The sequence below is a fragment of the Aliiglaciecola sp. LCG003 genome, assembly GCF_030316135.1.
Classification (GTDB): domain Bacteria; phylum Pseudomonadota; class Gammaproteobacteria; order Enterobacterales; family Alteromonadaceae; genus Aliiglaciecola.
Map to the genome: position 1 here is coordinate 3290151 of NZ_CP128185.1, position 11216 is coordinate 3301366.

The window sequence follows — 11216 nt, forward strand, 5'->3', positions numbered from 1 at the left end:
TCCGGCCTATTCTAATCGTTTCTAAGCGAAACGTCTTAGCAATGCGCAATAAGTTTTAATTGGTGTAAGACTATTTCTGTTGATATCTAGTGTTGTATCAATGAAAAACCTTGAAAAATGTTGTTGAGGACTTGGATACCACTTTACATAAATATAAACGCATAAATTTCCGTCAGGCGATTGCGATATTTAGCTTGGTTATGGGACAATACCATCACTCTCACTTGCCAAAGTTGTACGCATGCCAGCTCAAATCATAAATGGAAAGTCAATCGCCAAACAGGTCCGCGAGAATGTCGCCGCTCAAGTCGAAGCCATAACTGCGGCAGGCAAACGAGCACCCGGTCTGGCGGTTATTAAAGTGGGTCAAGACCCTGCCTCCGGCGTATATGTAGCGAATAAGCGCAGAGCATGCGAAGAAGTCGGTTTCGTCGATAAGGCTTTTGATATGCCTGCAAATACCACCCAACAGGATCTATTAGCCTTGGTAGATAAACTCAACCTTGATCCTGAAGTGGATGGTATTTTAGTCCAGTTGCCCCTACCTGCTGGTCTCAATGCTGATCAGGTATTAGAACGTATCCAGCCGAATAAAGACGTTGATGGCTTCCATCCATACAACATTGGTCGTCTGGTTCAGCGCATGCCTGCCTTAAGACCCTGCACCCCAAAAGGTATCATGACCCTTATCGAATCCACTAAGCGCCCTGCCAAAGGTTTAGATGCCGTTATTGTCGGTGCTTCCAACATTGTTGGCCGCCCCATGTCATTAGAACTCCTATTGGCAGGTTGTACGGTGACAACATGTCATAAGTTTACCCAAGATTTGAAAAGTCATGTCGCCCGGGCCGATATTTTGGTAGTTGCAGTAGGTAAACCTGAATTTATCCCAGGGGATTGGGTTAAACCGGGCGCGATTGTGATCGATGTTGGTATTAATCGAAAGGCAGATGGTAGCCTAGTTGGCGATGTTGAATTTGAGGCAGCAAAAGAACGTGCAGGCTGGATAACCCCAGTACCTGGCGGTGTAGGGCCTATGACAGTCGCCAGCCTAATTGAAAACACCCTTGAAGCCTACATTAAGTATCGTTACTAATATCGATGAGTGTTTCTAGCAACCAAGACAAAGTCATATCCAGCACAGTCGCATGGATCGATAAGGTAGTGATAGGGCTCAATTTTTGTCCTTTCGCAAAGCGTGAAGTTTTGCGCCAATCGGTCCGCTATCGATACCTAGCACATCCCTCTATGGGACAATTAGTAGAAGCTCTTGAGTTTGAAGTTACCCATTTGCACAACGAGCCACAGACCGAAACCACTTTGATAATTTGTGCAGCAAGGTATGAAAGTTTTTTCGACTATCTCGATGCTTTGGAACGACTAGAAAATTGGATTGACGATAATGGCTATCGTGGTATTTATCAGATCGCTAGTTTCCACCCCGATTATTTCTTTGAAGGTGAGGATGCAGATTCTCCGTCGAATTTCACCAATCGCTCACCCTACCCTATGTTTCACTTACTTCGTGAAGAAAGTTTAGACCGAGCGATTCGTGCCCACAAAGAGCCGCAGCAAATACCATTTGATAATATTGAAACCGCGAATCAAATCGGTCTGCTAGGGCTGCGAAAATTGTTACTAGCGTGCTTTAATTAGAGGGCGACTCACCCTCGTCAGTTGACATAGTTTGAGAAGCATCTATCCCTTTAGTTTGCTCAACAAAGTCAGCTAGCGTTCGACCTATCTGACCAGCATTGAAGCTAGATATTTGATATACCAACCCATCCCAGTAATCACCGCCCTGCCCGCCCAACGCGGTAAACATGATGTAATTTAGATGCTGTTCTTGCCGTAAAGATGCCTCTATAACAGTGCCATCAGACAACGAAATTTGAAATCCAGCGACAACAGGTAATTCCTGCCAAGTTGCAGAATCCACACCTAGAATTTTTTCAAAATCTAATGCCATCAGGTTAGTCACAAAACCATCTACGATAGAGTCATACTTTAGTGATTGTGCTGAGCTGAGATTAGTTAATTGAAACTGATATTCTCCCCCAGATGATTTTATAATACTAAAACCCCCGTCACCTATACGCACCATTGAGTCTACCTGACTTACATCTATATTTAATATGGGCTGTTTCAGCCAGTCATATTGGTTACTTGGTAAATCAATAACTTTGTTTAACAGCCAAGTTTGGCTTTCATCGGTGAGTCTCACATATGAACCTTGGCCTGAACTTGCATTTGCACCAATCAAAATACGATATTGACTGCCGCCGGCTCGTATCGAGACTTCAGTGGCCTGACTATCTGCTTGGGTGATATCCTGCAAGCCTAAGTGTTCATAGTTTTCAGGCTTGGTGGTTTTAGCCTCGAATAAAATGGCGGTTGCGAGATTCTCAACCAGCTCGGCCAACCTAGCCTGTTCCATTGGATAATCAACCCCAACTTCATCTAAGGCCGTTATCCAATCTGAAGCTTTTTTTGTGGCGTTGAATACCCGTCCGCTTGGCTGTGTAACTTCGATAAAATCAATGTTGGCAGCTTGCTGTGTAAGGTTGGGAAACAATAATGCTCTAGTGGCTACCTGATTATTCGACTGTACAAGCAAGTAATAAATCGCTGCGCCAACCGTAGCTAATATTGCTACTAGCGCAATAAGTTGCCTATTCATGACGCCGCTCCCTCATTCCCTTTTGATTTGGTCCTAAGTAATCTTGCCAACAACAATAGAATTAACATTAGCACAATCGGCGCAACGGCAATATTGATAAACTTCAACCAGTTACCTAACTCTTCAATATCTTTGTCTAACTGATGACGAACATCTCTTAATGCTTTGCGAATCTCGATTCGCTTGGCCATAAAGTCATCAACAGCTTGTTGTTGCTGAGGAGAAATCACTAATGTGGCACTATCGGTTTGCTGACTTTGCAATTGAGATAACTGTTGTTCGGTTTCTTCCAATTGTAATTGCAACAACTGCTCCTGCTCGCGGAATTTCCTTTCCGCCTCAAAAGTCAAAGCATCAACTGTCTTGAATGGACGTGCAAATGTACCGCGACTACGAATGCTAATGAGTGCATTACTGCCAGCTAGGTTTTCAACGGTATTCGTCACGAAGTCGCCGTTATTCGCAAAAGGGGTAAAAACTGTCTCACCGAAAAAGTTTGCTTGCTGCACCCAAAATCTATCTGCTAATAGATCCGTGTCTGCTACAACTATGACATTAAGCTGTTGAGTTGAGCGCTGAAATTCACCCGTGCTGTCCCCTTCAGGGGCATTTTCAAACGCAGAATTAGCCTTACCCATTAAGCGCGCGGCAAGCACGTATTGACGGTTGTCATTGCTAAAGTCTCGCGATAATTCCATAGGATCACGATTCGTCGTATAGGCCGCCACATCAAGCAAGTCGGTATTTGAAGATGATTTCATCAGCGGTACCCAACGCAGGTTACTGCCCTCTTTTTTAGTAAACACACCAAAAGAAGCACCATTGATAACTTCTAGATTAGAGGTAGTAACGTCATCTCTGTCAAGTTGTTCACTTTGCACCCCGATAAAGCCAAAGTGACGGGCAACCCCCCCCTCTGCGGTTCGAATATCTAGGCCTAATTGTGCATCTAGCAGGACTTGCTCAGCATTGAAATTCAATCCCCAAGCATCAAACAACTGCACTAGGTTTGAACTGTTAGGCCCCGTGGCCCCCATTCCTGCCATCATGGCCATAGGATCTGACTCGTTATTGGGATCGACAAAAACCATTAACTTGCCACCTTTCATCACATATTGGTCAATTTGATAAATCAGGCTTTGAGATAAATCTTTGGGATGCACTAACAACAATACATCGGTCAAGTCTGGCAATGCCTCAGCATTGTTGGCAACTTGCTCCACGTCGTACAATTGCTGCAACTGAGTGTAGAAAGTCCAAGCCGGATCAAATCGTCCTGACATCGGATTCTGGCCACCAGCAAGTGGCAGGTCACTGACAATCGACACTTTGACACTTTTTGGCTTGGACAATTTGTGAATCAATTTACTAACTTCATACTCCAAGAATTTTTCCTGCTGAGGATCAAAAAAGCCAATTGTTTCTTGGTCATCTAATGCGTTGGTGGCTGCTAAACCAAGATAAATAGAATCGCCTAAATTCCCAATAGTTGCTGCAGTTAAACCATACTGGCTGGCCTGATCTTCAGCCTCAGAGAAAGGCTCTGGGTCTATGACTTTTAGATTAATCTTGCCGGGGGCCGCTTTTGCGTATTCACGCAACATACTTTCCACCCGAGACGCATAGTTACGCAGGGTAGTCATGCCTTTTGACGATTTATCTGAATAGAAAAAATACAGGTTAATTGGCTCGTCTATGTTGGCGACAATTTCTTTGCTGCCTGCAGATAGGGAATACACCTGATTCTCGGTTAAATCCAAACGAAGTGGACTTAACAATTGATTGTTTAATACCGTCAGGGCAAAAAATAACATCGCTAACAGTATCAAAATTAAAGAGGTGGAAGTGCGACTCATAGTATTAATCCGCCTTTTTATGTTCAATAATCAGCAGGCTTGCATAAAGCCATACTGCGATAGAAAGAATGAAAAAGCCCACATCATTTAATGCGATCACGCCTTTGGCAATCGATTCGAAGTGACTTAAGAAACTAAATGAGGCCACGGTATCCATTACTATCGATGGTGCCCAATCTTTGAAAGCATCAAGAATAATATTGCTGCCGCTAACCACGAAAATAAAGCACAGCACCACCGCCAAGATAAAGGCAACCACTTGGTTTTTAGTCAACGCTGACATACACATTCCAACAGCTAAAAATGCCCCTGACATTAACCAACTGCCGATGTAAGCAGCAATGATAACGCCGTTATCGGGGTCTCCCAAGTAGTTCACCGTGAGCCACAATGGGAATGTCAGTAAAAGAGATAGGCCCAATACTGCCCAAGATGCTAAAAACTTTCCCATTACCGCCTGAAAGGTTGAGATAGGTAGCGTCATCAGCAATTCAATGGTGCCGCTTTTACGTTCTTCCGACCAGGTGCGCATGGCAATAGCAGGCACTAGAAACAAATAAAGCCAGGGATGAAAATTGAAAAATGGTAATAAATCTGCCTGTCCCCGTTCATAGAAACTGCCGACGAAAAAGGCAAAAACGGCGGACAAAATCAGAAAAATAGTAATAAACACATAGGCCACAGGTGTGGCAAAAAAACTAGATAATTCCCGTTTAAACAGGGTTGCAATCATGCCCATCAGGCTGGTACTCCTTGTGTCATATCGCGGAACACTTGATCTAAGCGGCCTTGTTCTACATAAAGTGTATCAACAGGCAATCGTCTCTCTTTAATATGCTGGGTAACCATATGCAATACGTCCGCCCCCGAATCTGTCAACAGCGTTACTCGGCCGGTACTGCGTTCTTCTTCGATATCGATAATACCAGGAAGCTCCAAAAAGCCTGAAGTATCTGACGGATAACTCAAATGCAAGGTCACAGCCTTATAATATTTGGATTTTTGTAACAATGCGTTGGGGGTATCATCAAACATCAGTTTGCCAGCAGAGATAATCATCACCCGATTGCATACGGCGGTCACTTCCTCAAGAATATGCGTTGAGATGATCACGATTTTGTCTTTCGATAAATTCTGAATTAGCCCTCTAACCTGATGTTTTTGATTGGGATCAAGGCCATCAGTTGGTTCATCCAAAATCAGAATTTCCGGGTCATGTAATATAGCTTGAGCTAGACCCACTCTGCGTTTGAACCCTTTGGACAGGTTATCTATGGGTTTGTCTAGAACGGATTGCAATTCAACCTGCTGAATAACACGATTGATTCGGTCTTTCTTATACTGGCCTTTCAGGCCGCGAATTTTGGCTATAAAATGCAAAAATTGCAGAGGAGTCATGTCGCCATAGGCTGGCGCTCCCTCAGGAAGATAACCTATTTTTTGTTGGATTTTTTTAGCATCCTGCGAGACAAACTGGTCGAATACCTGAATATCGCCTTGAGATGGCGTTAAGAAACCCGTGAGCATTTTCATGGTAGTGGACTTACCTGCACCGTTTGGACCTAAAAATCCGACCACATCGCCAGGCTGTATATTAAATGTAAGGTTATCTACTGCGACGAAATCACCAAACATCTTCGATAATTTATTTACATAGATCATGCTATTCCCATAATGATCAAGAAGTTAACGAAATCTTGCTTGAATATGGTGTTGATAATTAGCTTTTCAACAACTTCATCAACACAAAAGAGATTAAATGTGAGGGCATAAGGATACTAAAAAAAATGACTTAAACCAGATCAATTACGTGGAATGCATTAATTCTGCGCTGAAATGGTTTAAGCCAATAAGCGTCCAGGAAGTGAACTGACCTCAGGTTAGCAAGCAATTATGTATTTTTGATGTCAAAATAGCGGTTAATTGTTGCTAAATGTGCTGTACTTCTAGACACACAGCTTGGATTCTAAATGACTATAACACTTCACCCCATTGGCTATATCCACAGCCCCTACAAAGAGAAGTTTGCGATTCCCCGCCAGCCAGGCCTTGCGACTGCGGCAAAAGGTAGAATCGAACTAGTTAAACCTTACTGCCAAGCAGATTATTGTCGGGGATTGGAGCAATTTAGTCACCTGTGGTTAATCTTTCAATTCCATCAAACGGCTGATAAGACCCACTCAGCCCTTGCTCGCCCTCCGCGCCTTGGCGGCAATGAAAAAATTGGGGTGTTTGCTACTCGTAATACACACAGGCCTAATAATTTAGGTATGAGTGTAGTAAAACTAGAGTCCGTTGATATTGTTCAAAATAATGTCGAGATTATAGTCTCAGGAATAGACTTATTAGATGGCACACCGATCATTGATATCAAACCTTATTTACCTTATGCCGATGCGCTCCCTGATGCTATGGCCGGTTATGCCCAACAGGCTCCAGAAAATTTATTACAGGTTGCTTTTAGCCAACAGGCACAACAGCAAATTCAGCACTACTGCGCCGCCTACCCTGAACTACACCTGCTAATTAGCCAGATTATGGCACAGGATCCCCGTCCGGCTTACCAACGAAACACATCTTCTGAGCGAGTTTATGGGGTAAAACTTTACGAGTTTAATGTGCGTTGGCAAGTGAACCTCGACACTTGTACCGTCATAGAAGTAAGCCCTGTCTAACTATAAATTGCATCATTCCAACAAAATTGCACCTAGCCACGCATTATCACTTTTGCCCACGTCTGTGTACTGCTAGAATGAGCGCCGTTTGAACACCGTGACAATAAGGACACATAAAGCTGATGCGTTCCAGCCAATATTTGCTATCTACTCAAAAAGAAACCCCATCTGATGCGGAAGTCGTCAGCCATCAGTTAATGTTGCGTGCCGGTATGGTGCGTAAGCTAGCGTCGGGTCTATATACTTGGCTACCAACAGGGTTGCGAGTGCTGAATAAAGTCGCCGACATAGTACGGGACGAAATGAATAAGGCCGGCGCAATTGAAATGCTAATGCCAGTTGTTCAACCTGCAGATTTGTGGCAAGAAAGTGGTCGTTGGGAAGAGTATGGTCCAGAATTGCTGCGTATCAAAGACCGTCATTTTAGAGATTTTGTTTTGGGGCCTACCCATGAAGAAGTCATCACCTCTTTAGTCAAAAATGAGATCAGTAGTTATAAGCAACTGCCTATTAACTTATATCAAATCCAAACTAAATTCCGCGATGAAGTACGCCCTCGTTTCGGCATCATGCGCAGTCGTGAATTCACCATGAAAGATGCGTATTCATTCCACACCTCGGAAGAATCTTTAGAGCAAACTTACCAACGGATGTTTCAAGCCTATTGCACTATTTTCGAGCGACTCGGCCTTGAATATCGTCCTGTGATTGCAGATTCTGGTTCAATAGGTGGTGCGGTTTCACATGAATTTCATGTATTAGCTGAATCTGGTGAAGATGCTATTGCCTTCAGTGATGGCTCTGATTATGCCGCCAATGTCGAAATGGCTGCAGCTATTGCCCCTATAGGTGAAAAACCCCAAGGCGTTGCAAAAAAACAGACAATTGCGACACCGGAAATCACCTCTATTGATCAAGTCAGTCAGTTCTTAGATGTACCAGTAGCTGATATTGCCAAAACTATTGTGGTATTGGCTGCCGCGGATGAGCATGGTGATCAAGGCTTAGTTGCCCTTGTCCTTCGAGGTGACCATCAGTTAAATGAAATAAAGGCCGAGAAGTTAGCATCGGTACATACACCATTGACGATGGCTACAGATCAACAAATTCAACAAGCTATTGGCTGTGAGCCTGGCTCTATCGGACCAGTAGGCTTAACTATTCCTGTAATAGTTGATCACAGCGCCGCTTATTTAGCTGACTTTGTGTGTGGCGCTAACCAAACCGGATCTCATCTTACTGGGGTTAATTGGGATAAAGACGTTACCGATTATCAAGTTGCAGACTTGCGAAACGTGCTTGCTGGCGATAGCTCACCAGATGGAAAAGGTACCATTGAAATTAAACGCGGTATTGAAGTGGGTCATATTTTCCAACTTGGTGACAAATACTCTAGTGCGATGGGCTGTGGTGTCCTTAATGAACAAGGCAAGCATCAGATTTTGACCATGGGCTGTTATGGCATAGGTGTGTCTCGTATTGTCGCAGCTGCAATTGAACAAAATCATGACAAATATGGCATTATCTGGCCTGACGCGATTGCCCCGTTCACCCTGGCATTAATTCCAATGAATATGCATAAATCCCATCGAATTCAGCAAGTTGCTGAGGATCTTTACGCGAAGCTGGTTGAAGCAGGCATCAATGTATTGTTTGATGATCGCAAAGAGCGTCCGGGCGTGATGTTTAATGATATGGAACTTATCGGCATTCCTCATACACTTGTCATTGGTGAGCGCAATCTTGATGAAAATAAAATCGAGTATAAGCATCGCCGCTCAGGCGAAAAACAACTACTCGATATTGACAATGTTTTAGAGTGGGTAAAAACTCTCTAAATCAATCGTGTAAAAGCGTCGTCGCCGTGGCGACGCTTTTACATTAAAATCCACGCTCCCCTTCAAGCCCATACAATTGCTAGGCTGAACAATCCTACAGAGTGATTGAAAACTGCACTACCTCAAAAATCATTTACCCAAACTGCTAGGGCAAAAAACCAATTTTAGTTAGGCCAAATGCCACTTTTGTATTGGGTTGAAATCCTTTTTATATGTTTTTCAATAACTTTGGATAACTTCATATCTTATTTGTTGAAATACATAGTGGTAAGCTATGCTAACAACAGTATTGAACACTTTACTTTTGTTAAAGTAAAACAAAGAGACGGTATATGCGTTTAACCTTTTATGGTGTGAGAGGCTCCATTCCAGCACCAGGTCCAGAGTATGTTAAGTATGGTGGCAACACAGCCTGTGTCCATCTGCGCTTGAATGATGGAACAGACATAATACTCGACGCAGGTACAGGCATTAAAAAACTGGGTCAAGACCTGCTATCCACCAACTCGGATATACATTTATTGCTTACCCATAATCATTGGGATCATATTCAAGGGTTTCCGTTTTTCGCGCCCATTTATCAACCCGGGCGAAATATACACATTACCCCAGGGTTAACCACGTTGAACGAATATGACGCTATATTGCAGCAAATGACCGGAAGTTATTTTCCAGTTCATCATAAGACACTGCAATCGAATATTCAGCTCAAGCCCATAGATGCTAAAACCAGCAGCTGGACAATTAACGGCGCCACCATTTATCGACACCCAATGAACCATCCTGGTAGTGGTAGCTCATATGTCATTGAGGCTGATGGTGCCAAAGTTGCCTACATTACTGACAACGAACTCTACCCGCCTTATCGTAAGGAGACTGATTTTCTGCAATGGGTTGAGTTCGCGATGAGTGCAGACATCGTGATACATGACGCCCAATACATGCTTTCCGATATGCCCGCAAAATCCGGATGGGGCCACTCGGTTGCAGAAGAGGCGGTTAAGTTGGCCTTAGCCTGCAGAACAAAGCGCTTGGCTCTATATAGTCACGATCACATTCGTACCGATGATGATATTGCGGCGATTGAAACTCATTGTCAGGAAGTCATTCAAATCGCAGAAGATAGACTAGAAGTGTTTGCGGCTGCGGAAGGGATGAGCATAGATTTGTAAGATGAATTCTCTAATAGCAAAGGGGTTAGCCATGCAACAACTTGCCATTGCAAGTGCGGATTATGCCGCTTTGTAACAACTTCTTCCGCTTTCTTTAGCGCTATAAAGAGCCTTGTCAGCTCGGTTAAACAGATCTTGTTCGGTATCCCCATCTGCATAGTTAGTGCTGCCGATGCTGCATGAAATACCGTGTTTGGATAAAATAGCACAGTCTGCCATTAAGCTTTGAATGCGCCGAGCAATGATACCATTAGTGCTGTCATCGCTACCTGGCAGTAAACAACAAAATTCATCGCCGCCGAAGCGAAATGCATAATCCGTGTCTCGTAATGACAATTTCAGCGCTTCGGCTGATGCGATCAGTACTTGATCCCCTTCGTTATGGCCAAAGCGGTCGTTCACCTGTTTGAAATTATCCATGTCGATCACCAGCAAGCCGAACGCATCACCGGTGCGTTTCCCTTGACTAATCATTCTAGTTAAGGTTTCTTGGTAATTCACTCGATTACCAAGTGAGGTCAAATGATCTTTTAACGCCATTTGTTTCAGCGTATGGTGTTCTAGGGCGTTCCTAAGAGGGAATTTGAAAAGCCGATGTAATTCGTTCAGAATATTCGCTTCGCGTAATGTCAATGAATTGGAAAAAGAGTACACCATAGTCGCAAAAGTGTTTTTTTGTGAAACTTGGTCTAACATTTTGATATTATTAGCGTTTTGCGAATCACCCAAGGTAATTAAACCTGTGGGGAATTTGATTGTCACCGCATCTGCATTTAAGCTGTTTTTGAGTTGACTAAAAAACACTGAGGCCAATTTGTGTAAATCTAAACTCGACATCATTTGATGCATAATGATTTGCGTTTCACTTTGGCTCAAGCCAGTTTGATGAGGCTCAAGAGTAAATACAGAGTCTGAAACGGCCGGTTCAAATAATTGCGTCATCTGTTCCAAGGTGTATTCTCCTGCCAAAATTTTGGCGAAATAAGTCGGTTTAG

10 protein-coding genes are annotated in these 11216 nt (G+C 43.5%); 5 read left to right on the forward strand and 5 right to left on the reverse strand.

Annotation, left to right across the window (positions count from 1 at the left end; all coding sequences use genetic code 11):
- Positions 1-241 precede the first annotated feature (241 nt).
- Together folD and QR722_RS14355 are read left to right on the forward strand one after the other, a co-directional pair.
- Positions 242-1096 (forward strand): bifunctional methylenetetrahydrofolate dehydrogenase/methenyltetrahydrofolate cyclohydrolase FolD, encoded by an 855-nt coding sequence (folD, locus tag QR722_RS14350; protein WP_286283595.1) that lies wholly within the window; start codon positions 242-244, stop codon positions 1094-1096.
- Positions 1097-1101: 5 nt separating this feature from the next.
- Positions 1102-1656 (forward strand): DUF1415 domain-containing protein, encoded by a 555-nt coding sequence (locus QR722_RS14355; RefSeq protein WP_286283597.1) that lies wholly within the window; start codon positions 1102-1104, stop codon positions 1654-1656.
- Here the strand turns inward: QR722_RS14355 and QR722_RS14360 are convergent.
- From QR722_RS14360 to QR722_RS14375, 4 genes are read right to left on the reverse strand one after another with little or no spacing between them, the layout of a single operon-like run.
- Entirely contained in the window at positions 1649-2680 is a 1032-nt protein-coding gene (locus QR722_RS14360) for a DUF4340 domain-containing protein (protein ID WP_286283598.1), read from the reverse strand. The genes QR722_RS14355 and QR722_RS14360 overlap by 8 nt on opposite strands.
- The gene (locus tag QR722_RS14365) at positions 2677-4536 is read right to left on the reverse strand and encodes a GldG family protein (protein ID WP_286283599.1); all 1860 of its coding nucleotides are present in this window, start codon (positions 4534-4536) and stop codon (positions 2677-2679) included. Before QR722_RS14365 ends, QR722_RS14360 begins: the two co-directional genes overlap by 4 nt.
- A gap of 4 nt (positions 4537-4540) precedes the next feature.
- Positions 4541-5275: an ABC transporter permease subunit gene (locus QR722_RS14370; RefSeq protein WP_286283600.1), complete on the reverse strand. Its 735-nt coding sequence runs from the start codon at positions 5273-5275 to the stop codon at positions 4541-4543.
- Complete coding sequence (locus QR722_RS14375) at positions 5275-6198, reverse strand: ABC transporter ATP-binding protein (protein ID WP_286283601.1); 924 nt, start codon at positions 6196-6198, stop codon at positions 5275-5277. Before QR722_RS14375 ends, QR722_RS14370 begins: the two co-directional genes overlap by 1 nt.
- A 308-nt stretch (positions 6199-6506) precedes the next feature.
- On the opposite strand from QR722_RS14375, the gene tsaA reads away from it, so the two are divergent.
- From tsaA to QR722_RS14390, 3 genes are all read left to right on the forward strand, one after another.
- Positions 6507-7211, forward strand: a complete 705-nt coding sequence (gene tsaA, locus QR722_RS14380) for a tRNA (N6-threonylcarbamoyladenosine(37)-N6)-methyltransferase TrmO (protein WP_286283602.1) — start codon at positions 6507-6509, stop codon at positions 7209-7211.
- 122 nt (positions 7212-7333) lie between these two features.
- Positions 7334-9049, forward strand: a complete 1716-nt coding sequence (locus QR722_RS14385; RefSeq protein WP_286283603.1) for a proline--tRNA ligase — start codon at positions 7334-7336, stop codon at positions 9047-9049.
- Positions 9050-9381: 332 nt separating this feature from the next.
- Positions 9382-10221, forward strand: a complete 840-nt coding sequence (locus QR722_RS14390; protein WP_286283604.1) for an MBL fold metallo-hydrolase — start codon at positions 9382-9384, stop codon at positions 10219-10221.
- A gap of 60 nt (positions 10222-10281) precedes the next feature.
- Here QR722_RS14390 and QR722_RS14395 read toward each other — a convergent pair whose 3' ends face one another.
- Positions 10282-11163: a GGDEF domain-containing protein gene (locus QR722_RS14395; protein ID WP_286287686.1), complete on the reverse strand. Its 882-nt coding sequence runs from the start codon at positions 11161-11163 to the stop codon at positions 10282-10284.
- Positions 11164-11216: the final 53 nt, after the last annotated feature.